Raw genomic sequence first — 22,538 nt, 5'->3', positions numbered from 1 at the left:
GAGTTGTGCCTTGAAACGGACGTTATCGGCCCTGTGCAAGAACGAGCCGGGTGTCTTGGCCCGGATTGCGCAGGAGTGCGGCAGGTGTGGTGCCAACATTTTGTCTTTGGCGGCTGGGGAGACGGAGAGTCCCGAGGTGTCGCGTATTGTGTTGTGCCTGGATGGGGATGACGCATCCATAGACCAGGTCGGCCGGTATATGGACGGCCTGGACGAGGTGGTGCAGCTGGACGATTTGTCCCGCAAGCATTTTGTGGACCGTGAACTGGTGATGATCAAGGTTGCCATGGACCCGTGCGACACTGCGCAATTGATGCAGGTTTTCGAGGTGTTCCGGGCCAATGTGGTCGGCATGGGCCAGGAGACGGTGACGGTGGAGATGTCCGGGGACATGGAGCGTGTGGAGGGATTGATCCAGATGCTCAAGCCTTACGGCATCAAGTCCATGTGCCGTTCGGGCATGATTGCGCTAACGCGAGGGGATGAGTAGGTGCCTGTTTACGAGCCTGTTGTGGACCTTGACGGGCTGGTCCGTGCGGCTTTGGAAGGTGTGAGCTGCCTGCCCAAGGTGGCCATTGCCCGGTCGGCGGAGGCGCATGTGCTCCAAGCCGGGGTGCAGGCCTGTGAGCGCGGCATGGCCGAGCCGGTTCTGATAGGCGACCGGGGGGAGACGGAGCGCGTGGCGGCGGAAATCGGCGTGGACGTATCGCGGTTTCAATTCGTGGAAAAGCCCGACGACAAGGCGGCGGTGGCCGAGGCTGTTCGGTTGTTTCGCGAGGGCGAGGTCAGCTTCATCATGAAGGGGCTGGTCTCCACGGCCACATTGCTCAAGGCGGTGCTGAACAGGGAGACGGGCGTGCCGCATCCGTCCCGGATTTTGAGTCTGGTATCGGTCTGCGAATCGCCTGTGGACGGACGATTGTTGCTGTTGAGCGATCCCGGGGTGAACATCAACCCGTCGTTGCAGCGCAAGGTGGATATTTTGCGCAATGTGTTGGACGTGGCCCGGGCCTTGGGCATGGAGCGACCGAGGGTGGCGGTTCTGGCGGCGACCGAGAAGGTGAATTACCCGGCCATGCCCGCCACACTGGACGCGGATATGCTGACGCGCATGGCGCAGAAGGGCGAGTTCGGCGATGTGGAGGTGCAGGGGCCGCTGTCGCTGGACCTGGCTGTTTCGCCGCAGGTGGTGGCGAGCAAGGGCGTGGGCGGTCCGGTGGCCGGTCATGCGGATATCCTGCTTACTCCGGACATCGAGTCCGGCAATATTTTGTACAAGTCGCTCTCCACGCTGTGCGGCCGGACCATGGCCTCGGTGGTGGTGGGCAGCCGGACGCCCGTGGTGGTGCCTTCGCGCGGCGATTCGGACGCGAGCAAATTTCACTCGATAGCCCTGGCCAGCCTGCTGGCCCAAAGGATGGATGCATGAACGTCCTGGTAATCAACCCCGGTTCCACCTCTACCAAGGCGGCGGTGTATGACGAGCGCGGCGCGGTGACCTCGCGTGAGTTTCGGCATGAGCGCAAGGACCTGTCCGCGTTTTCCTCGGTTATGGCCCAGGCGGACTTTCGGCTGAAACTGTTGCGTGAGATCCTGGCGGATTTCCCGGTCGGAGATGGCGGATTGCACGGTGTGGCCGGACGCGGTGGGCTGCTGCATCCGCTGCCGGGCGGTGTTTACGAGGTGTCGGACGACATGCTCGAGGACTTGTCGTCGGCCCGTTACGGCGAGCATCCATGCAACCTGGGCGCGGTGCTGGCCCGGCGGGTGGCGGCTGAGTACGGCGTGGGCGCATATATTGTGGACCCTGTGGTGACGGACGAGCTGGACGACGTGGTGCGCATGACCGGGATACCCGGGTTGCAGCGGCGCAGCCTGTTCCATGCCCTGAGCCATCGGGGTGCGGCGCGCACGGCGGCGGCCCGGCTCGGCGTGGAGTATGAAGAGTCGGATTTCATCGTCTGTCACATGGGTGGCGGCATTTCCATCGGCGCGCACCGCCATGGCCGGGTGGTGGACGTGGTCAACGCCCTGGATGGCGAAGGGCCGTTCTCGCCGGAACGCACGGGCGGCGTGCCGCTGGTGCCGCTGCTGGACATGCTGGAGCGGGGCGAGCGCACTCCGGCCGAACTGCGGGAGATAATCCAGCGCCGTGGCGGCATGTACGCCCACCTCGGCACCAATGACCTGCGCGAGGTCCTGCGTCGTATGGAGGCGGGGGACGGCAGGGCCGAGGCCGTGTTCAAGGCCATGACCTACTCTGTGGCCAAATACATGGCCTCGCTGGTTCCGGCTCTGGCGGACAGGGCCGGGCAGGTGAATTTGGCCGGTGTGGTGCTTACCGGCGGTTTGGTGCGCAGCGGCAGGCTGGTGGCGGAAGTCTCGCGCATGACGCGCTATCTCGGGCCCGTGGAAGTGGTTGAAGGAGATGAGGAAATGGCCACTCTGGCGGACGGTGTGCTGCGCGTTCTTTCCGGACGAGAGACGGTTTTGAGCTATCGTAGCGAGATATGAAGCAAAGTGGGGCGGTTCAGGAGGTTTTCCACAATAATAATTGAATTTGATAGGAAATCTGAGTAGCTTGCTAATTCTCGGAAATAACGCCCGTCATTTCATGGGCGTCGCGACCTAAGGAAGCAATCACGTGGGATCGTTGTTCTCGAATTCCATTACCCTGCGCAAAAGCATCAGCATCACGAGCGGCGAATTCATTCAGCTGCGTGATTTCATATACGAAAAAACCGGCATCTACGTTGACGAGAAGCGCAAGTATCTTTTCGAGAGCCGTTTTACCAAGCGGCTCAATGAATTGGGTCTTTCCAATTTTTCGGACTATATCAAGTTCCTCAAGCATGACCCGATGCGGAGCGCGGAGCTGAACAAGCTCTTTTCGCTGGTCACCACCAACGAGACCAGTTTTTATCGGGATACCAGACAGCTGGAGGCGTTTCAGAACAACGTCCTCAAAGAAAAGCTGGATGAACAGCGGGCCGCGGGAAAGCGGGAGCTGTTCATCTGGTCGGCAGGCTGCTCCTCGGGCGAGGAACCCTACACCCTGTCCATCCTGCTGCACGAGACCCTGCGCATGGAACTTGCGCGTTGGCGTATCGTCATCACCGCCGTGGACCTCTCTCCGGACATGATAGCAAAGGCAAAGGAGGGAGTGTACGGCGACTATGCTTTCAAGACCACGCCGGAGGCCATCAAGAGCCGCTATTTCACCAAGGAAGGGGAAGGCTGGAAGGTCAAGCCGACCGTTGCGAACCTGGTGAATTTTCAGGAGATGAATCTCAATGATTCCCTGACGCTCAAGCGGGTCCCCCGGTCGCACATCGTGTTCTGCCGCAACGTCATCATTTATTTCGACCAGGATATGAAGCGGCGTGTGGTTGGATCATTTTACGACAACCTGTTGCCCGGCGGCTACATGATGCTCGGGCATTCAGAGACGCTGCACAAGATTTCCTCTTCGTTCAAGCCGATTTTTCATCCCGGTACCATCGCCTACAAGAAGGAAGGGTAGGGGATATGCAGCACAGGAACGGAGACAACAGCCGCGGTTATCTGGCCGTGGTCGACAGCAGGGGGGACGGCCGTGGGTATTAAACGGTTGGACGCGCTTGCGGAAGGCATGGTGCTGGCTTCAGACCTGAAGGGTCCTGACGGACGTCTGCTCTTCAAGGCAGGGACGGCGCTTTCGGTCCGCCATGCCGAGGTATTGGCCCGGATGGGCGTCACTGAGGTGGATATCCGCGAGGATGTCACTTTTTCCGAAGAACAGCTGCGCGAAATCGAGGACTATGTCCGCGACTTTTTTCTCTATTCCAATCCCGATTTCGCTCCGACCATCGAGATGTTCCACATCGGCCTGGATCAGGTTGCCGGAGCCGTGGTCAATGGATGGACGTTGCCCGACCTATCGGTGCGCCGGGCCGCCAACTTGGAACATCTGGAAGATATTTTTTTGGCGGGCATGGGGACGCCGGAAGCCATCGTCAAACACGAGTCGGAGCTGGCAAGTTTCCCGGACATCTATTTCCGCATCCGCGAGATGCTGGCCGACGAACGCGCTTCGGCCGATTCCATCGCCGCCGTGGTGGGCACGGACGTGAGCCTGTCCGCCAAGCTGCTCAAGCTGGTGAACAGCCCGTTCTATGGCTTTCCGCAGGAGATCGATTCCATCACCCGGGCCGTTGCCCTGATCGGGCATCACGAACTCTCCACCCTGGCGCTGGGTATTTCCGCCATCAACTATTTCCGGGACATTCCGCCCGAACTGGTGGACATGCGGAGTTTCTGGCGGCATTCCATTACCTGTGGCGTCATCGCACGGATTCTGACAGGGCACCTTTCCGGTCTTTCACCCGAACGGTTCTTTACCGCCGGGCTGCTGCACGATGTCGGCCGACTCATCCTGTTCAAGAAGCTGCCTTACGCCTGTACCGAAGCCATGCTCTACGCCCGCGAGAGTTCCATCCCCCTGGTGGAGGCGGAACGCGAGGTTATGGGCTTTTGCCATACCGACATCAGCAGGCCGCTGCTCATCTCCTGGAAATTCCCGGAGTCATTGTCCAACATGGTGAATTATCATCACGACCCGATGATGTTCCCCAATCCGTTGGAACCGTCCATCATTCATCTGGCGGATACCCTGACCAACGTGGTGGAGCTGGCCCAGGGCGGTATGTATGCAGTTCCGGCCCTGGACGAAGCCGCCTGGGAACAGCTTGGCATAGCGCCCAATCTCCTGCGCGGCGTGGCGGACGCCTGCCGGGAGCAGATCGAGGCCATCATGGAGGCCTTTTTCTAAGCGCCATGTCTTTTGCCTTCCGATCCCTCATACGTCGATTCCGCATTGTATTGCCGTTTTTTCTGACCATAGTGTTTTCGGTATTGGCCGCGCTCCCTTCCCATGCCTTTACCGTGGGCTATTTCATCCTGGAGCCCCATGCCATGGTCGTGGACGGTTCTCCAACCGGCGCAGCCGTAGAGTATCTGCGTGACCATATCGCCCCGGAGATGGGTGAGACGGTTGAGTTTTTGGGGCCGTTGCCCTTTGGCCGTATGCTGGATGAATTTATGGATGGGAAGCTTGATGCTGTGCTCATGCTTTCCCGCACACAGATGCGGGAGGCACTTTTCGTCTATCCGAAATCGCCTTACGGAATAATAGTTTCCGGCTTGCTGGTGCCTCGGGGCAGTCTGCCGGACCCGGTGACCTCAGTCGTTCAGCTGGCCGGATTGCGCATCGGTTCTACCGATGCCTGGCGGCCCGACTTTTTACGCGATCCTTCCCTGGATTTCGAGTTGGTTCGTGCGCCTTCAGCCACGTGCATCAATTTTCGCAAATACCGGGAAGGCCGTCTTGATGCGGTTTACAATACGGATCGCCATGCCCTGCTTTATCGGATGCGCCGGATGCCGGGGCTGAAGGCAAGCTCCGTGGTGACGGTGGCTGGTACCTCGGACGGAATGTACACGGTTTTCAGCCCCAGGTTGCCTCGGCATATAGTGAGCAGCTATGAAAAGGCGCTGGAAAAGGTCCGGCGCCATTTGCCATACGAGCAGCTTGTTGATCGGTATATGGCGGAATAGAGCGACAGGTTTCTACAATACACACCATAAGTATTATCAAATTACTTCAGTATATTGTGATAGATCAGCAATGAACTGCAAGGCCGGACTGTGCCTGTCTAGCCCCTCCGCCTGCCGATATATGCGCCTCCGCGAATGTCGCTGCCTGCGTATTCTTCCACTACTTCGAGGCCTGCATCGTTCATGGCAGAGCGATATTCCTCCTGCGTAAACAGGCCTATTTCCACTGACTGGCGGTGGTAGGTCACATCCACCCCCTGTCCGAGCAGATGGTGGAAGGTGACTTCCACAAGTTTCGGTTCCTTGAGCCGGACCTGCTCCATGCGAGCAATCTTCCAGTCCGGCTGGTCCGCAGCGTCCACCACCAGCATTTCTTCGAATGCCTCCACCGTGCTCCATGGGGTAATGAGTGCGATCCCTCCGGGCCGCAGCCCAGCGGCAATGCAGTGCATGGCCGACCGCAGTCCGTCAATGGTCCGCACAAAACCTATGGAGCCATAAAGGCAGATCATGGCGTCAAACTCGGCATCCAGCCGAAAATCCGTCATATCGCCAAGATGAAAGGGGATTCCCGGAAACTTTGCGCGTGCCAGCGCGAGCATGTCCTCGCTGAGGTCCAGCCCGGCCACCGCATACTCATCCTTGAAATACGGAACGTGTCCGCCCGTCCCGCAGGCGAGGATCAGCAGGTTTCCGCCCTTAGGGACTCCATGGGCCGCAAGTCTGTCCCGCACCTTGGCGGCCTCTGGCGCATACTCTTTCTCGTTCACGTACAAGGCATCGTAATATTGGGAAATGGTTTTGAAATCAGTATACATGGCTGTCCCCTTTGATGCGGTTGGATCAAAAATGAAAGTCAGGTGAAAAAATCGCAGGGATCGGAAAACCGACGGGCTTCCAAAGGGAAGGGGAATGAATATGTATCCCTATACAGAAGGCTCGGCAATGCGGGAAGTCTACTATCCGTTCCGCGAATCGTCGGCCACCATGCGCGAGACCACGATGGAATCGAAAAGTACCTGGCAGACGTAAAAGACCAGGATCGGAAAGATGGCCAGAGGATGATGGTGGGCATAGGTCATGGACCACAGTGCCACGGAAAGCGACATCGGTTTTTCCGATATGACGAACAGGAACGAGCGCGCCGGACCGTCCTCCATATGCAGGCTCCGGCGGCCCACCAGCCAGGTGAATCCAAGCATAAATCCATGCAGCAGCAGGCAGGGCACAATGACATGCATCAGGTCATCCAGCCGAAGGCCGTGTAGCAGCGCGGATTCGCGGGAGCAGGAAAAATATACCAGCAGCGAAATGCAGACCGTGGGCACATACTTCGTCACCGGGGCGATGCGTTCCGGCAGGCGGGGAAACAGGCCTCGCAGCACCTGCCCGCACAGCGCTGGCAGGACAAGGAACAAGACGAGTTTCTTCATCACCAGCAACTCGCTGACCGGGGTGGACGACCCCAGCCACAACGCCAAATCCAGGGGGATGGAGATAATACCCAGCAGGCTCATGGCAATCAGCAGCAGCATCGCCGTAAACGGATCGCCTCCCGCGCTGGCCGCCATGGCGATGGATGCCGATGACCCCGGCAGGCTGGACAGCAACAGGAACCCTACCCGCGCGTCCGATTCCACGCCGAATCCCCAGGCCAGCCCGGCGGCTGCCAGCGGGTAAAGCACAGCCGTTATCAGCGCAGCCCAGCCCAGTTCTTTGAGATACATGCGGAAGTTGCCGGACCCGGCAAGGGTCATATGCAGCCCTTCCACCAGAAAAATAGCGGCCACCAGCGGCGTGTTCACATCGAACGAGCCGAACGCGTTCGCCGCAGCCGGGTGTTCCATGCTCATCCAAATGGCGCAAAGTATCCCCAGCAGGAGAATATTGCGATGCACCGTGTGCTTGAATGCATAAAGTATGTGTTCCGTCATGGCCGTTGCCCTGAACGGTACATCAGATCAGGCCGGATGCAAAATCCTATCATGAAATCCGGGAAGGAATTGTTCGGAACTATCGATCTCAGCCCGGTGAGGAATGATCCGCATGTGGCAGGCCGGATGCATCGTCCCGGGCGGCAGCGCTGTTTGACCATTCCGAGGAATGATGGGCCAGCATCTCACTGAGCAGCACGGACATCATTTCCGCATTGGGATTGGGCGCGGCTGCGCGAAGCACGGTCAACGCCCCTACGATGATCAGCAAGGCGACGGCAACAAGTATGGCGGTACACATGGCTTCTCTCCTTGTGTTCCACACAAGCACTTGCCGGTTACGGTCATATGGCGGGCAGAAGACGGACAGGTTAAATCGTCAGGCGGATGCGGGAATGCCTCCGGCGGCGCTTGCCAGCGGGGCTTCACCTCGCCGGTGGGGCGTCTCCGACGGCCAGGGCGCTGCCCTGGACCAGCCAAGGGCTGAGGCCCTTGGATCCCTTTCGCCGCTGCGCGGGGTAGGAGTTTGGGGGGCTGGAGTTGGTTGGCTGACGGCTTGGCGGGTACTGGCTATGTGGCGCCCGTTAATTTTTGAGGAGTGCGCTTTTCGCCCTGCCGGGACGAAAAACGCGTTCCTCAAATCTTCACGGACAGTAGCCCCCGCCGTCTGTGGGAGTGGGATAAGCTTGAAAGGCTCGTCAGGACGGCGGTTTGGAACAAAGGCAAAGGAAACGTTTTTTTAGTAGCTTTGCTTTCTTTTTAAAACCTCTCGGTTTGCGCCGGAAAAAGCGGCTGCCGGTGTGAGGGTGAGGCGCACAGATATAATCCGCTTTTTCCGGCGCAAACCGTTAACTGGCACGGAAGGACGAAACCGTCCGCACCGCAGGCATGAGACGCCTTGATAGGCTACGCCCCCGCGAAAGCGGAAATGGGATTCTTAAGGCCCTCGGCCTTAAGCAGGTCCAGGGCAGCGCCCTGGTCTCCCCGAAGGGGCCTCCGGCGGCCTCTCTATTGCAGGGTCTTGATGAATGAGTCGGCCTCGGCGATGGAGGATTCCATTTCCTTGATGAGCCTGTCCACGTTGGAGCGGATGGAGGTCAGTTCGCCTTCCAGGGAAGCGACGGCCTTGGCGTTGAGGTTGTGCTTGAGGTAGAGCACTTGGTCCTTGAAGGCGGCGAGCACAGGGTCCATTTTGGCCGAGGCGCGTTTCATGGCCTTGATGAGCTTGGCGTAGCTGCGCTTGGTGGCTGTGAGCTTCTTCTTGCTGTCGGCCTTGAGCTTGGTGTTGGTGTACTGGTTTATCTCGTCCGCCCATTCGGTAAAGAGGGCCTGGGCCACGTCTTCCACCGAGGCTATGTGGTCGCGCACGTCCTCGGCCTGGGATTCGCAGTCCTCGTATTCGTCCTTGAGGGTTTTGTATTTTTCTTCCAGCTCGCCGCCGTCAAAGTTGATGACGCTCTTGTAGCGGTCCAGGGCGCTGGCAAACTGTTCCTTTGCTTCCTGCTGCGATTCGCGGGCGTTTTCCACACGGTCGGAGAGGATATCCCGTTTGTCGTAGCCGAGTTTTTCCATGCCTGAGTAATAGGCCTTGGAACAGCCAAGGGTGAAGAGAAAGCAGACGGACAGGATGAGCGCGATAAACCGGGGCATGAAGAAAGCTCCTTCGGGAAAAATGTAGATGATCTGGTCTGAAATACACAAAAGCCGAGAGGCGGGCAACGTCAGCGACGCAACTCCCGCCGCGCACCTTTGATAAGGGCCTGTGTAAATCTCTCCAGTCGGGGAGAGTCCAGATTCCAGCAGTGCCAGTGCAACCGGACGGTCACGGACTGGTCAGGCATCAGATTGATCAGCTCTCCGCGTCTGACATATTCATCCGCCTGCTCGTCCGGCAACATGCCGCAGACTTGCCCCGAGGCAATGACCGCGGCGAACCGTTCCGACGAGGGAAGGTAGAACGCCTGATAGGCGGCTGGCGCACTGCCGAGCTTCTGAGCCAGCAGGGTGCCGTGCATCACGTCCTTGCGGTTGAAGATCAGCATGGGTGCCCGCTGTGCCGCTTCAAGGGTCACGCCCTTCGGGTACCACTGCGCTTTGAATTCGGCAGTGCAATACATCCTGTAAATCATATCGCCCAAATATTCCGCCCGACAGCCCTGAAACGGCTCGCTGCGGGCCGAAACACAGCCCAGCACGTCGCCGCCCTTCAGCAGGCGGTGAGTCTCTTCCTGATCATCCACGCTCAGGTCCAGCAGCACCCGTTCCTCGGCCAGGAACGACTGCACCGCCGGGAAAAACCACGTGGCCAGACTGTCCGCATTCACGCCCACAGGCAGTGTGGCATGTGTCTCGTCATCACCTTCGGCCATGGACAAGTCCGCCTCCAGCCAGCGGACCTGCCGATAATGCCGCAGCAGCTCCCGCCCGGCCGCCGTCGGTTTGGGAGGTGATGACCTGACCAGCAGTACGCAGCCGCTTCGGTCCTCCAGCAACTTTACCCGTTGCGAAACAGCCGACTGCGTCACATGCAGCACGCCAGCCGCACGATCAAAGCCGCCTTCGGATACAACCGCCGCAAACGCTTCCACCAATTTGTAGTCCAGCATGACTGGTTATTAGCAAAACTAATCAGACATGAAAACTATTAGTTGTACTTTAAGGCGAAGCCCTGGCTAGAAGGATGCCTCCGGCGGCCTCGCAGGGGCGCCCCTTCGGGGAGACCAGGGCGCTGCCCTGGACCTGCCAAGGGCCGAGGGCCCTTGGATCCCTGGCTCCGCTGCGCGGGGTAGGAGTTTGGTGGGTGGGAGTTGGCTGGCTGAAGGCTTGGCGGGTACTGGCTATGAGGCGTCCGTAAAACTTTGAGGAGCGAGCTTGAAAGGTTTGTCCGGACGGCGGGTAGGAACAGGGGCGGCGGTTGGATTTATTTTCGAAAATTTCGCTTTGTCTTTTCTCATTTAAGAACCTTCCCGGTTTGCGCCGAAAAAAGCGGCTGACAACGGTTCGGGAAGTAGTTCGTAACTAAGTCCGCTTTTTTCGGCGCAAACCGTTATCCGGAAGGGAGGCGGAACCGTCCGTCTCCGCAGGCATGAGACGCCTCGACAGGCTATGCCCCCGCGAAAGCGGCAATGGGATTCTTAAGGCCCTCGGCCTTAAGCAGGTCCAGGGCAGCGCCCTGGTCTCCCCGAAGGGGCCGCCGGAGGCATCCATCAATCTCAGCAAGAACAAAAGGAGCACATAATGACGGCATATATTCAGGGTTTGAGCATGGGCGGCGGATTGATCGTGGCCATTGGGGCGCAGAACGCGTTTGTGCTGACGCAGGGGGTGCGTGGCCGACACGCACTACCGGTGGCGCTGGTGTGTATCGCTTGCGACGTGGTGCTGTTGTCGCTGGGTGTGGCCGGGGTCGGGTCCGTGGTGGCGTCGAGCCCATGGCTGATGCAGGTGGCGGCATGGGGAGGTGCCGCGTTTCTGGGCTGGTACGGCCTGGGAGCGTTTCGTTCGGCGCGAAGGGGCGGAGCCATGCAGACGGGCACGGTGGCCGAGGAAACGCTGGGGCATACGCTTTTACTGACGTTGGCGGTAACGCTGCTCAATCCGCATGTCTACCTTGATACCGTGGTGCTTATGGGCTCGGTGAGCGGCCGGATACCAATCCCTGGCCGATACTGGTTCGGAGCCGGGGCGATCACGGCCTCCACGCTCTGGTTCTTGGCGCTGACTGCGGGCGGCAGACTGCTGGCTCCCTTGTTCGGACGCCCTTCCACATGGCGCGTACTCGATATAGTGGTCGGTCTGACCATGTGGGGTGTCGCCGCTTCGCTGCTTATGTCACTTCATAGTCAATAGTTGGCTATATTTAAGAATATTGCCATATAAATAGCTGGCTATTTGAAGTGTAATCATTTGAAATGAATAAGTTATAATGATTGTTGCTTGGAGGGACGGGATCAGGTCCGTGATGGCGTCGAGTCCATGGCTGATGCAGGTGGCGGCATGGGGAGGAGCCGCGTTTTGGGGCTGGTACGGCCTGGGGGCGTTTCGTTCGGCGCGAAGGGGCGGAGCCATGCAGACGGGCACGGTGGCCGAGGAAACGCTGGGGCATACGGTTTTACTGATGTTGGCGGTAACGCTGCTCAATCCGCATGTCTACCTTGATACCGTGGTGCTCATGGGCTCGGTGAGCGGCCGGATACCGATCCCTGGCCGATACTGGTTCGGAGCCGGGGCGATCACGGCCTCCACACTCTGGTTCTTGGCACTGACTGCGGGCGGCAGACTGCTGGCTCCCTTGTTCGGACGCTCTTCCACATGGCGCGTACTCGATATAGTGGTCGGTCTGACCATGTGGGGTGTCGCCGCTTCGCTACTTATGTCACTTCATAGTCAATAGTTGGCTATATTTAATAATATTGCCATATAAATAGCTGGCTATTTGAAGTGTAATCATTTGAAATAAATGAGCTATAATGGTTGTTGTTTGGGAGGGCGAGATCAGGACTCTTTATTGGTTTGATGGCGATTCGTCTTGTCGACCGAGGGCGAAAAGCGTTTGCCAATCCAAGGGAATGAGGCTCTTGGCATTGCGTGCCTGGAGGGTCGTCCAGCCGTCGTCCGGGATGACCCTCACCGGGATGCGGTTGACGAACTGCTTGCCGTCATCGCCGCAGCATTTGCAGGCCCAGCCGCAGATGTCGCAGGTGCAGCCGCCGGTTTTGACCATCTCCTTGGCGGTGCCGGAGAGGTCGCAGCAGGCATCGCACAGGCGCAGGTAGCCGGGATCGCGGATAAGGTCTCGCATCTTGTGGATGTATGTCGGTGGCGGGTGCGGGTCAAGGCTCCGCTTCTCATTCGGGGGAGCCTCAGGTAGACTCCCGCCGGAGGGAAATATGGTGCCATACGAAATTCTTGAGCCGGTGGCCTTGCGCAAGAAGGACCGTTGCGGGAAATGCCGGGAAGACCTGCCCGAGGGGCGCGCCTGGTCCGAGCCTGTAGAGGAAGAGGAGCGGACCGAACTGGTCTGCCGCGCCTGCCGGACCTCCATTACCCGGCCGGATCTGGCAATGGAAGTGAATGGCTCGCACCGGCATGTGTTTTTCAATCCCCACGGGCTGGTCTTCGAATTGGGTTGCTTTGCCTCGGCGTGGAATGTTTCTGTCAGCGGACCGGAGAGTGATGAATTCACGTGGTTTCCCGGTTATACTTGGCAGGTGGTGATCTGTGCGGGATGCGCCGCCCAGCTGGGCTGGCGGTACACCTCGGCCCGGGGCGGTTTTTTTGGTCTTATCGTGGCTGCGCTCGATGAAGAAGCGCACCGTTTAAATAAAGGATAATCATGAATCAGGATATGCTTGCAAAAGCCGAGGAATGGCTGAACGCCCACGCGGCTGTGTTCCGCGCTCAGGCCGGGGAGGACGCGCCGCTCATTGATCGCAAAATTCGACACACCATGCGTGTGCTCGGGCATGTACGGGGTATTGCCCGGGAGCTGCCCGACCGGCCGGACCTCGTTGCTCTGGCCGAGTTGGCGGCCATACTGCACGACGCGGGGCGGTTCCCCCAGTTGGTGCGGCAAAAGACCTATGACGACCGCGCAGGATACAACCACGCCGCCGCTGGTGCCGAGATCGTGGCTGCTTCCGGTGTTCTTGATCCCTTACCGGAAAACGAGCGTGCCCTCATGCTCGACGCCATCCGCCATCACAACGCTGCCGTGCCGCCCGATGATCTTTCGCCGGATACGAAAATCGTTCTGGAAGCCGTGCGCAATGCCGACAAGTTGGACGCTATCCGCAACAATCTGAAATATCTGAATCCCGAGGCACCGCATGGCAAGGCACTGAAACTCGGCGTGAAGTGGGACCCAGAAAGCGTGTCGAAGGAGGTTCTGCAACTGGTGCGTGATCGGCAGCTGATCCCGTTTCCGGCCATCAAGTGGTCCAACGACTTCGTTCTTTTCCTTTGCTGCTGGATTTACGATCTGCATTATCGCTACAGTTTCGGAGAGCTACAGCGCTCCGGGAATTACGAGGCCCTGCTGGCCAAGCTGCCGGACAACGATGCCTTCAGCCCGGTCAAGCTCCAATTGCGCGGCGATCTGGTTGCTGGCGCGGCTTCCGGCCGAGCCGTCCGCTGATGCGCTAACCTTGACCCGGTCCGTTCCTCCGGCTACCTCGCAGTGATGTCCGCCCGTTACCTCATCCCCGCCGCCGTATGTCGGGTGGAGGAGTCTATCAAGCGCAGCAGGTTTATCGCCACGGCGGCCCACGCCCCGGATGCCGAAGCAGCCCGCGCCTTCATCGACGAAGTGCGCGCCGAGTTTCCGGACGCCACCCACAACTGCTGGGCCTTTGCCGCGGGTCCGCCCGGCGACACCGCCTCGGTCGGCCTCAGCGACGACGGCGAGCCGCACGGCACGGCCGGCAAACCCATGCTCGGTGCCATTCTGCATTCGGACATAGGTGAGGTCGCGGTTGTCGTCACCCGCTATTTTGGCGGCACCAAGCTTGGCACCGGCGGTCTGGTCCGGGCCTATACCCAGCTGACCAACAGCGCCCTCGACGCGCTCCAGACCAGGGAAAAAGTCGATACCACCACGCTTCTCGTTACCCTGCCATATCCAGCCGTCACCCAATTCAAGCGGCTCCTGCCGGACTTCGAAGCCTATATCGCGGAAGAAACCTACACCGATGCCGCAGGTTTCACCGTTGTTTTGCCCGAGGAACACGCCGAAACCTTTATCGAGGCGTTGGCGGAACTGACGGACGGCAAAGCCGAAGCTGTAGGAATTTGAGCGGAGAATGCCTCCGGCGGCCCTACCGGGGGGCGCCTTCGGCGGGACCAGGGCGCTGCCCTGGACCTGCTTAAGGCCGTGGGCCTTAAGAATCCCATTTCCGCTTTCGCGGGGGCGTAGCCTTGAAGGACGGCTCATGCCTGCCGGGGCGGACGGTTTCGTCCTTCCGTGCCGGGTAACGGTTTGCGCCGGAAAAAACGGGCCGGGTCAGTGCTGCTTAACGTCACACCGACAGCCGCTTTTTTCGGCGCAAACCGAGAGGTTTTTTAAATAGGAAAAAGACAAACGGAATCTGTAAAAAACACCAGCCTCTGTCCCTTTCCCAACCCGCTGTCCTGACGAGCCTTTCAAGCCTTGCACTCTGCAACGCCAGCCCCTCAGACTCCTACCCCGCGCAGCGGCGAAAGGGATCCAAGGGCCTCAGCCCTTGGCAGGTCCAGGGCAGCGCCCTGGTCTCCCCGAAGGGGCCGCCGGAGGCCTCTTCCTCCGGCAATTCCCTATAAATATCACCAAAGTTTTCAAAATTTAACGGGTCATACGGTTGCAAGAGGTTGCAAAAATGCGCTAGCCTGTAGGTAAATGTGATAACCGCAACGTAACAGCAGGTGCCATGTCCAACCAGAAGCTCCGCGCCATCTACAAACAACTTACTGACAAGATTGAGGGATCAAAAGAAGCTGCCGTCTTTGAGATCAAGGAACTCAAAAACGACCTCAACGAACTACAACGATTTTTTTCCGGCCGAAAGAAAGAGACGGACATACAACCCGATGATGTCCTGCGCTCGGCTTATGAAATTGCGAGCCAGATGCGGGAGATCTCCAAGCGGCAGGAAATCCTTAAGGAAATGAAAGACGTTGCGGCCGAGACGGAAGCTTTGGAGTATCTGGATTCGCGCGGAGCAAAATTGCTGACCCGGCCTGCGGGGTGGCATTTCCAGACATCCAAGGAGCGGTTTCTGTTGCACGAGAGCGACCCCGTGGAGGCGGCGGCGGAGCTGCGCAAGCTGCTGGCGGCGGGTAAACGGCTAAAGCGGCCAAAGAAAAAATCATCTGCCAACACTGGCAAATAATGTGCATTTTTTCGGCCCACCTTGACTTTTTCTCGGTGGGCCTCATCTTCTCCACATGTGCCAACCTTCAACATTTAGATATGGTGACACCATGAAACGCATCGTTTTGATGATATTTTCCCTTCTGGCCGTTCTTTCCCTGGCCGGATGCGGATATAACTCCATGCAGCAGCAGGAGGAGGAAGTCTTTGCGGCCTGGGGCAACCTGGAAGCCGTATTGCAGCGCCGGGCCGACCTGATCCCGAATCTGGTGGAAACGGTCAAGGCTGCCGCCGCGCATGAAAAGGACACGCTCCAGGCTGTTGTGGAAGCCCGTGCCAAGGCAACGCAGACCAAAATTTCTCCCCAAAACCTGGGCGACAAGCAGGCGCTGGCCAAGTTCCAGGCCGCGCAGGGCGAGTTGTCCTCGGCCCTGTCCCGGCTGATGGTCGTGGTGGAGCGTTACCCGGAAATCCGGGCCAACCAGAATTTCCTTGGCTTGCAGACCCAGCTGGAAGGAACCGAAAACCGCATAGCCGTGGCCAGAAAGCGCTACAATGACGCGGTCAAGGCTTTCAACTTCTCCATCCGCAAGTTCCCGAACTCACTGACCAACTCCGTGCTGCTCCATCTGGACCGCAAGGAATTCTACCAGGCCGATCCCGGCGCAAAGACCGCGCCTAAGGTCAACTTCGGAGCGTCGTCCTAACATGTCCCGTCTGTTACGCGTCCTGACTCCAGCCGCCCTGTGCGCGGTCATCCTGCTGGCGGCGTTGCCCGCCCGCGCGCTGGATGTGCCTGCGTTCACCGGCTATGTCACGGACCGGGCGCACATGATCTCGGCCGAGGCCAAGGACGCCATCGAAGACCGGCTGGCAGAACTGGACCGCACCGATTCCACCCAGGTGGCGGTGCTGACGGTGCCCTCGCTGGATGGCGAGTCCATCGAGGACTTCTCCATCAAGGTGGCCGAGGCCTGGAAGGTCGGGCACAAGGGCACGGACAACGGCGTTTTGCTCATCGTCAGCAAGGCGGATCACCGTATCCGCATTGAAGTCGGCTTCGGTCTGGAAGGCGTGTTGACCGACATCCTGGCTGGACAGATCATCAAGAACATCATTGGCCCCCACTTTCGCGCCGGTGACTTCGACGCCGGATTTATTGACGGCGTGGCTGCCATTGCCGGTGCGGTACGAGGCGAGTACACGGCCCCGGCCGCGTCCGGCCGACGTCGTTCCCATGGCGGTATTCTGCCCTTCATCGTAGTGCCCATGATCCTCATCATCGGCATGACCGAACTCTTTGGCCGCAGGCGGCGCTATAGCCCGCTTACCGGCGGAGAGGCCGTCACTGATCGAACCCTTCACAGAGGTGCCGGCTCAACTGCCGCGACCCTGTTCTTCCTCAGCCTGCTCGGCGGCCCGCGCGGCGGCGGGTTCGGAGGAGGTGGCGGCTTTGGCGGCGGAGGCGGTTTTGGAGGCTTTGGTGGCGGCGGATTCGGCGGAGGCGGGGCCTCCGGCGGTTGGTAACCCTAATGGACAAGACAATGAGTACACCCGCACAACAATTCCTGACCCGGAACGAACAGGACCGGCTCATCAAGTGTGTCCAGGACGTGGAGTCCCGGACCTCCGGCGAGATCGTTCCGGTCATCGCCTCCACCAGTTATGACTATCCGCGCGCCGCGCATCTGGCCGGGCTTATCATCGGCATCGTTGGAGCACTTGGCCTTAGTCTGCTCCTCGGCCGAGACGATATGTGGGTTTTCCTGGCCCTGTTCCTGCCGTTCTATATTCTGATCTCCCGTCTGTTCATGATGTATCCGCGCCTGCGGCGGCCCTTCATCACCAAGGCCGAGATGCGTGACGAAGTCGAGGAAGCGGCCATCACTTCCTTTCACGCCAATGGTCTGCATCGCACTCGCGATATGACCGGCATCATCATCTATGTCTCGGTCTACGAACGCATGGTTCAGGTGCTGGCCGACAAAGGGATCAACGACAAGGTCAATCCCGAAGTCTGGCAGGAGGTCGTGGAAATGGTCACCGCCGGCATCCAGTCCGGCAGCCCGGGCCGAGCCCTGTGCAAAGGCGTTGAACGGTGCGGCGAACTCATCACCCGCCATTTTCCAATCAAGCCGGACGATACCGACGAACTTCCCAATCTCATCATAGAAGGCGACTCCCACCAATAGGGGGTCGCCTCCCTTTTTTGGGGGGGAGAGGAGGCCGCCAGCGGCGCTTGCCAGCGGGGCCGCACCTCGCCGGTGGGGCGTCTCCGACGGCCAGGGCGCTGCCCTGGACCTGCCAAGGGGATCCCTTTCGCCGCTGCGCGGGGTAGGAGTCTGAGGGGCTGGAGTTGGTTGACTGACGGCTTGGCGGGTACCGGCTGTGTGGCGTCCGTGAAGATTTGAGGAGCGCGCTTTTCGCCCTGCCGGGACGAAAAACGCGCTCCTCAAATCTTCACGGACAGTAGCCCCACCGTCTGTGGGAGCGGGATGAGCTTGAAAGACTCGTCAGGGCGGCGGGTTGAGAAAGGGACAGAGGCTGATCTTTTTTACAGATTCCGTTTGTCTTTTCCCTATTAAAAAAACCTCCCGGTTTGCGCCGAAAAAAGCGGCTGTCGGTGTGACGGTAAGAAGCACCTACACTGGCCCGCTTTTTTCGGCGCAAACCGTTACCCGGCACGGAAGGACGAAACTGTCCGCCCCGGCAGGCATGAGCAGTCCTGCAAGGCTACGCCCCCGCGAAAGCGGAAATGGGATTCTTAAGGCCCTCGGCCTTAAGCAGGTCCAGGGCAGCGCCCTGGTCTCCCCGAAGGGGCCGCCGGAGGCATTCCTAATATGCTGCCAGCGCGGTCTCATCCAGGATTGTCACTTCATTTCCATCTACGGCGAGCACTCCGTCTTCGTTCATTTTGCGCAGCGCGCGGGAGAGGGCTTCGGGCGTGACGCCGATGATTTTGGCTAGTTCGCGGTAGGAGATATCGAGCGCGACCAGTCCGTTGTTGTGTCGGCTGAGGAAGTAGGCGGCGAGTCGGGATGGTATCTGCTTGAGCGACAGGGAATCTATCATGTCCATGGCCTCTTTGAGGCGTCGGGCCATAACCCGCATCATATTCAGCAGGATGGACGGGTCTTCGCGCACCATGGCTTCGTATTGGGTTGGGGCTATGTAGAGGACTTCGCTGTCTTCCAGCGCGCCGAGGTTGGCGGGCAGGCGGCCGTCGGAAAAGGAGGAGCAGAGACAGAAGGGCTCGCCGGGGCCGAAGACGAAGATGGTTTGTTCCTTGCCTTCCTCCGAGACCTTGAAGAGCTTGACCTTGCCGGAGAGCAGGACGTGCAGCCCCCGGGCGGCGTGATCCTCCGTGAAGAACATGGCCTTCTTTGGGATGCGGGTAACTACAGCGTGTTCGGCCAGCCTGTCGAGCTGGAGCGGGGCCAGCGAGGCGAAGAGCGGGAGGTCGCGGATAGCGTTCCGCAGGTCGGTTTTTTCCATTTCGACTCACATTTTCAAAAAAGTTGCGGCTGTTGATCGAAATCAATGTGCGCCGTGCGCCTTTGGGCCAAAGTAGGGTCAAATCAAAGGAGATAGCCATGTCGACCATCAACGTACGGTGCCCGTATTGTTCAGGCCCGCAGGCCGTGGAGACCCACGGCGACTATCGACCCTTTTACGTCAATTGCTCGGATTGTTCCAGGCGGTTCATAGCCGAACCGGTGGAGAGCGGTGTGGTTGTGTACCGCGATGGTGAGGCGCCTTGTTGTTCCGACCCGGAATGCCGCGCCACCGAGATGGGTACGTCCGGAGACGACTAGGCCGGAGGAGGCATTCATGGGAATATTTAGAAAAATTTCGTCCAATCTGATCGTGGCCATCCCGGTGATGATGGTGGCCGGATTCGTCTACGGCATGGCGGCCGATGCCACGTGGCTCAAAAATTTGATCGTCCCGTTCACGTTCCTGATGGTCTATCCCATGATGGTGACGCTGAAAGTACGCAAGGTTCTCGAGGGCGGCGATGGTAAGGCGCAGGTGCTGACGCAGCTGATAAACTTCGGGATAATTCCGTTCCTGGCCCTTGGGGCGGGCATGGCCTTTTTCGGAGATCGGCCCTACATGGCGCTGGGGCTGCTGCTGGCCGGACTGGTGCCCACCAGCGGCATGACCATCTCCTGGACCGGGTTTGCCAAGGGCAACATGTCCGCCGCGGTCAAGATGACGGTCATCGGATTGGTCATCGGCTCACTGGCCACGCCGTTCTACGTCAAAGCCATGCTGGGCGCGACCATAGAGATCAATCTCATGGCCGTGTTCAAGCAGATCCTGTTTATCGTGTTCCTACCCATGGTCCTGGGCTACGCCACCCAGCGCGTTTTGGTGAAGAAGTACGGCCAGTCCGACTTCCAAAAACTGATCGGCCCTCGGTTTCCGCCGCTTTCCACCCTCGGTGTGCTCGGCATCGTATTCGTGGCCCTTGCGCTCAAGGCCAAGACCATTGCGGCCGCGCCCGAGGTGTTGGTGGATATCCTCATTCCGCTGCTTCTGCTCTACGGCATGAACTATCTGCTCAGCACCGTGACGGGCAAGCTGCTTCTGCCGCGCGGGGACGCCATCGCCCTGGTCTATGGCTCGGTGATGCGCAACCTGTCCATTGCCCTGGCCATCGCCATCAACGCCTTTGGCGCGCAAGGAGAGGATGCCGCCCTGGTCATCGCCATGGCCTATATCGTCCAGGTTCAGTCCGCCGCATGGTATGTCCGGTTTACGCCCCGCGTCTTCGGACTGGAGCGGGAGGGTGCGCCTGTGAAGGCGTGAATAATAAAGGCAGAGAGGCAGGAGTGGCGCCGCCTGCGGCGGGATTTGATGGGTGATTTCGCCTCCGGCGGGCAGGGGCTCGCACCCCTGCACCCCATTTCCCGAAGTTAATTTCCATTGAGAGGATTCTCAAGGGCCATAGCCCTTGAGCCGCCGGAGGCGAAATCACCCATCATCGCCGCCCCGGGCGGCATCCTATCCTTCTTCCCTTTCTTCCTTCCTCACAGGAACAACGCATACGCCGTAGCTCCGACCATGGCGGCGGCCAGACAGCCGGTGACGGCGAGACTGGTCCGGGGTGAGGAAAATGCGCGCATGAGCGAAGCTCCGGCCAGCCCCCACAGGCTGTGGGCCGAGACCTGGAAGATCAGGAAAGTGAGCACGAACACGACCAGCCGGATGGAGAAGGGCCAGCCTGTATCGGCCAGCTGGCTGAAGCCGACCACGGACATGGCCCAGCTTTTCGGGTTGGTCGGATGCAGGAACAGCCCCTGTACAAAGGTCAGGCGGTCTCCGTTACCGGCCGGGCCGACGCGCATGGTGATGATCTTCCACGCCAGATAGAGAATGTAGGCCATGCCTACCATTCGTAGCAACCATGCCGCCTGGGGCGAGGCGAGCAGCAGTCCGCCGAGTCCCAACCCCACCAGCAAATTCAGCGAAAGCGCGCCCACTGTGGTCCCTGCCAGAAAAGGCAACGCGGCCCGGAACCCGAACCGCTGGCCCAGCGCCATCATCGAAAGGTTCCCCGCGCCCGGTGTCCCGGTCATGACGATCACGAATAATACAAAAGCCAAATACCCGTCGTGCATTCTGCCACCTCTTACGATTCATGCCCGGCATCCGTTCCGGAGACCGCCTCCGGCCCCTGCCCGGACCTCTGACTATTGCGTGTACGGTTGACATTGTGTGGGGTCAATGAAAGTATTGTACGCATGACAATATATTTGCCGCACCTGGACAGGGAGGACCGGCCGCTCTATCAGGCCCTGGCCGACGCCATCGAGCGCGATGTGGCTTCCGGCGCATTGCCGCCCGGCACCCGGCTACCCACGCACCGCGAGCTGGCCGACGGGTTGGGACTCAACGTCTCCACCGTGACGCGCGGCTATCGCGAGGCGGAAAACAGGGGGCTTGTCTCGGCAACAGTGGGGCGCGGTACCTTTGTGGCAGCCGATGCCGCCACGGCCACGGCCATGGTCGCCTTTGAACCGGCCGCGCCCGGGACCATCGATATGGCCTTGGCTTCGCCGCTGAGCAGTCTGGACCCGGACCTGAGCGAAGGGTTTCGCCGCATTGCCCGGCGCAAGGCGCCTAATGCGCTGTTGCGCTATACCGACCCGCGCGGCCTGTTGGAGCACCGCGAGGCCGGGGCCCAGTGGGCGGGTCGCTACGGAATGCAGGCCACTGCCGCCGACATGATTGTCTGTGCCGGCTCCCAGCACGCGCTGACTTGTTGCCTTACAGGCCTGCTCCGGCCCGGCGACCGCGTGGCGGCCGACGCGCTGACCTATCCCGGGATAAAGACCTTGGCCGCCATGCTCGGCATCCGCATCGTGCCCATTGCCATGGACGACCAGGGCATGGTGCCGGAGAGTCTGGACGCCGCCTGCCGACGTGACACCATTAAAGCGGTCTACCTTATCCCCGGCGTGCATAACCCGACCACTGTGACCATGCCAGCGGCCCGACGCGAGGCTCTGGCGGCACTGGCGCGAAAGCATGACCTGACGATCATCGAGGACGATGCCTACGCGCTTACAGTGCCCGTGGCCCATCCGCCTGTGGCCGCATTGGCTCCAGAGCGTACCGCCTTTATCGCCGGGCTTTCCAAGTCCGTGGCCGCCGGGCTGCGTGTCGCCTTCATCGCCGCGCCGCGCCAATTCCTCAAACCCCTGGCCGAAAGCGTGCTTAATACCATCTGGATGGCACCCCCGCTCAATGCCGAACTCGCGACCGCCTGGATTATCGACGGCACGGCGGACCGGACCATGGAAACCAAGCGGGCCGAGGCAGCCCGGCGCTACATGCTAGCCTGCAACGCCTTTGAAAATCTCCGTTTTCGGGGCAAGAGCGGCTCCTATTATCTCTGGCTTGACCTGCCCGCGCCATGGACCGGCCAGGCCTTCGAGACCCGGGCGCGGCAACATGGCGTCAACACCTTCGGCGCCCAGAAGTTCGCCGTCGGCGAGACCAAACCGCCCAATGCCGCTCGCATCTCGCTCACCGGGGAGAACGACCTTGCCAACTTCAAGCTAGGCCTGCATATTCTTGCGGATATTCTGAGCGGGAAACCATAGGCTGGCTTCAGCCGTTTTCCCTGTGCGCATTTCGGCCTTGGACCACCA

Annotated in this window: 26 protein-coding genes; 18 read left to right on the top strand and 8 right to left on the bottom strand. The window is 59.8% G+C overall.

What is annotated here, in order from left to right; all coding sequences use genetic code 11:
* Positions 1-10: 10 nt before the first annotated feature.
* The 6 genes from ilvN (at position 11) to ACI0FG_RS16355 (ending at position 5,595) form a co-directional block, all read left to right on the top strand.
* On the top strand, positions 11-490 hold the full coding sequence (gene ilvN, locus ACI0FG_RS16380) for an acetolactate synthase small subunit (protein ID WP_419786081.1): 480 nt from the start codon (positions 11-13) through the stop codon (positions 488-490).
* The gene (locus tag ACI0FG_RS16375; RefSeq protein ID WP_419786080.1) at positions 491-1,429 is read left to right on the top strand and encodes a phosphate acyltransferase; all 939 of its coding nucleotides are present in this window, start codon (positions 491-493) and stop codon (positions 1,427-1,429) included.
* Positions 1,426-2,514 (top strand): butyrate kinase, encoded by a 1,089-nt coding sequence (buk, locus tag ACI0FG_RS16370; RefSeq protein ID WP_419786079.1) that lies wholly within the window; start codon positions 1,426-1,428, stop codon positions 2,512-2,514. The genes ACI0FG_RS16375 and buk overlap by 4 nt, the downstream gene beginning before the upstream one ends.
* Before the next feature lie 130 nt (positions 2,515-2,644).
* Positions 2,645-3,523 carry a CheR family methyltransferase gene (locus ACI0FG_RS16365; protein WP_419786078.1) on the top strand — a complete coding sequence of 293 codons (879 nt, stop codon included), beginning with the start codon at positions 2,645-2,647 and terminating at the stop codon, positions 3,521-3,523.
* Positions 3,524-3,595: 72 nt separating this feature from the next.
* Positions 3,596-4,810 (top strand): HDOD domain-containing protein, encoded by a 1,215-nt coding sequence (locus tag ACI0FG_RS16360; RefSeq protein ID WP_419786077.1) that lies wholly within the window; start codon positions 3,596-3,598, stop codon positions 4,808-4,810.
* A 5-nt stretch (positions 4,811-4,815) separates the two neighbouring features.
* Positions 4,816-5,595 carry a substrate-binding periplasmic protein gene (locus ACI0FG_RS16355; RefSeq protein ID WP_419786076.1) on the top strand — a complete coding sequence of 260 codons (780 nt, stop codon included), beginning with the start codon at positions 4,816-4,818 and terminating at the stop codon, positions 5,593-5,595.
* Positions 5,596-5,693: 98 nt separating this feature from the next.
* On the opposite strand, the gene ACI0FG_RS16350 is transcribed toward ACI0FG_RS16355, so the two are convergent.
* From ACI0FG_RS16350 to ACI0FG_RS16330, 5 genes are all read right to left on the bottom strand, one after another.
* Positions 5,694-6,413: a class I SAM-dependent DNA methyltransferase gene (locus ACI0FG_RS16350; RefSeq protein WP_419786075.1), complete on the bottom strand. Its 720-nt coding sequence runs from the start codon at positions 6,411-6,413 to the stop codon at positions 5,694-5,696.
* Between the two features lie 141 nt (positions 6,414-6,554).
* Positions 6,555-7,529, bottom strand: coding sequence for a bile acid:sodium symporter (locus ACI0FG_RS16345; protein ID WP_419786074.1), 975 nt, complete (start codon positions 7,527-7,529; stop codon positions 6,555-6,557).
* 88 nt (positions 7,530-7,617) lie between these two features.
* Positions 7,618-7,830 (bottom strand): hypothetical protein, encoded by a 213-nt coding sequence (locus tag ACI0FG_RS16340; RefSeq protein ID WP_419786073.1) that lies wholly within the window; start codon positions 7,828-7,830, stop codon positions 7,618-7,620.
* A gap of 707 nt (positions 7,831-8,537) precedes the next feature.
* The gene (locus ACI0FG_RS16335; protein ID WP_419786072.1) at positions 8,538-9,179 is read right to left on the bottom strand and encodes a DUF2959 domain-containing protein; all 642 of its coding nucleotides are present in this window, start codon (positions 9,177-9,179) and stop codon (positions 8,538-8,540) included.
* A 71-nt stretch (positions 9,180-9,250) separates the two neighbouring features.
* Positions 9,251-10,135 (bottom strand): LysR family transcriptional regulator ArgP, encoded by an 885-nt coding sequence (locus tag ACI0FG_RS16330; protein WP_419786071.1) that lies wholly within the window; start codon positions 10,133-10,135, stop codon positions 9,251-9,253.
* Positions 10,136-10,766: 631 nt separating this feature from the next.
* Between ACI0FG_RS16330 and ACI0FG_RS16325 the strand changes: the two genes are divergently transcribed.
* Both ACI0FG_RS16325 and ACI0FG_RS16320 read left to right on the top strand, forming a co-directional pair.
* A complete protein-coding gene (locus ACI0FG_RS16325) occupies positions 10,767-11,378 on the top strand; it encodes a LysE/ArgO family amino acid transporter (RefSeq protein ID WP_419786070.1) in 612 nt (203 codons plus the stop codon).
* Between the two features lie 76 nt (positions 11,379-11,454).
* Positions 11,455-11,922, top strand: coding sequence for a LysE/ArgO family amino acid transporter (locus ACI0FG_RS16320; RefSeq protein WP_419786069.1), 468 nt, complete (start codon positions 11,455-11,457; stop codon positions 11,920-11,922).
* A gap of 111 nt (positions 11,923-12,033) precedes the next feature.
* On the opposite strand, the gene ACI0FG_RS16315 is transcribed toward ACI0FG_RS16320, so the two are convergent.
* Complete coding sequence (locus tag ACI0FG_RS16315) at positions 12,034-12,330, bottom strand: hypothetical protein (protein WP_419786068.1); 297 nt, start codon at positions 12,328-12,330, stop codon at positions 12,034-12,036.
* A gap of 88 nt (positions 12,331-12,418) precedes the next feature.
* Between ACI0FG_RS16315 and ACI0FG_RS16310 the strand changes: the two genes are divergently transcribed.
* The 7 genes from ACI0FG_RS16310 to ACI0FG_RS16280 all read left to right on the top strand — a co-directional run bounded on the left by ACI0FG_RS16310 (position 12,419) and on the right by ACI0FG_RS16280 (position 17,567).
* Positions 12,419-12,862, top strand: a complete 444-nt coding sequence (locus ACI0FG_RS16310; protein WP_419786067.1) for a cereblon family protein — start codon at positions 12,419-12,421, stop codon at positions 12,860-12,862.
* Positions 12,863-12,864: 2 nt separating this feature from the next.
* Positions 12,865-13,665, top strand: a complete 801-nt coding sequence (locus ACI0FG_RS16305; RefSeq protein ID WP_419786066.1) for an HD domain-containing protein — start codon at positions 12,865-12,867, stop codon at positions 13,663-13,665.
* Positions 13,666-13,710: 45 nt separating this feature from the next.
* Positions 13,711-14,322 carry a YigZ family protein gene (locus ACI0FG_RS16300; RefSeq protein ID WP_419786065.1) on the top strand — a complete coding sequence of 204 codons (612 nt, stop codon included), beginning with the start codon at positions 13,711-13,713 and terminating at the stop codon, positions 14,320-14,322.
* Positions 14,323-14,932: 610 nt separating this feature from the next.
* The gene (locus ACI0FG_RS16295) at positions 14,933-15,394 is read left to right on the top strand and encodes a hypothetical protein (RefSeq protein WP_419786064.1); all 462 of its coding nucleotides are present in this window, start codon (positions 14,933-14,935) and stop codon (positions 15,392-15,394) included.
* Between the two features lie 91 nt (positions 15,395-15,485).
* On the top strand, positions 15,486-16,082 hold the full coding sequence (locus ACI0FG_RS16290) for a LemA family protein (RefSeq protein ID WP_419786063.1): 597 nt from the start codon (positions 15,486-15,488) through the stop codon (positions 16,080-16,082).
* 1 nt (position 16,083) lies between these two features.
* A complete protein-coding gene (locus ACI0FG_RS16285) occupies positions 16,084-16,902 on the top strand; it encodes a TPM domain-containing protein (protein WP_419786062.1) in 819 nt (272 codons plus the stop codon).
* Positions 16,903-16,919: 17 nt separating this feature from the next.
* Positions 16,920-17,567 carry a TPM domain-containing protein gene (locus tag ACI0FG_RS16280; protein ID WP_419786061.1) on the top strand — a complete coding sequence of 216 codons (648 nt, stop codon included), beginning with the start codon at positions 16,920-16,922 and terminating at the stop codon, positions 17,565-17,567.
* Positions 17,568-18,210: 643 nt separating this feature from the next.
* On the opposite strand, the gene ACI0FG_RS16275 is transcribed toward ACI0FG_RS16280, so the two are convergent.
* Positions 18,211-18,870 (bottom strand): Crp/Fnr family transcriptional regulator, encoded by a 660-nt coding sequence (locus tag ACI0FG_RS16275; RefSeq protein ID WP_419786060.1) that lies wholly within the window; start codon positions 18,868-18,870, stop codon positions 18,211-18,213.
* 98 nt (positions 18,871-18,968) lie between these two features.
* Here ACI0FG_RS16275 and ACI0FG_RS16270 point away from each other — a divergent pair, with 98 nt between their 5' ends.
* Together ACI0FG_RS16270 and ACI0FG_RS16265 are read left to right on the top strand one after the other, a co-directional pair.
* A complete protein-coding gene (locus ACI0FG_RS16270) occupies positions 18,969-19,190 on the top strand; it encodes a hypothetical protein (protein ID WP_419786059.1) in 222 nt (73 codons plus the stop codon).
* Between the two features lie 16 nt (positions 19,191-19,206).
* Complete coding sequence (locus ACI0FG_RS16265) at positions 19,207-20,190, top strand: arsenic resistance protein (protein ID WP_419786058.1); 984 nt, start codon at positions 19,207-19,209, stop codon at positions 20,188-20,190.
* Positions 20,191-20,411: 221 nt separating this feature from the next.
* Here ACI0FG_RS16265 and ACI0FG_RS16260 read toward each other — a convergent pair whose 3' ends face one another.
* Positions 20,412-21,002, bottom strand: a complete 591-nt coding sequence (locus ACI0FG_RS16260; protein WP_419786057.1) for a LysE family translocator — start codon at positions 21,000-21,002, stop codon at positions 20,412-20,414.
* A gap of 123 nt (positions 21,003-21,125) precedes the next feature.
* Here ACI0FG_RS16260 and ACI0FG_RS16255 point away from each other — a divergent pair, with 123 nt between their 5' ends.
* A complete protein-coding gene (locus tag ACI0FG_RS16255; RefSeq protein WP_419786056.1) occupies positions 21,126-22,490 on the top strand; it encodes a PLP-dependent aminotransferase family protein in 1,365 nt (454 codons plus the stop codon).
* Positions 22,491-22,538: the final 48 nt, after the last annotated feature.

The organism is Pseudodesulfovibrio sp. 7M6, from assembly GCF_050058625.1.
GTDB lineage: Bacteria > Desulfobacterota > Desulfovibrionia > Desulfovibrionales > Desulfovibrionaceae > Pseudodesulfovibrio > Pseudodesulfovibrio salinus.
Note: the sequence above shows the minus strand (reverse complement) of the source record. Positions and strands in the feature narration are given on the sequence as shown.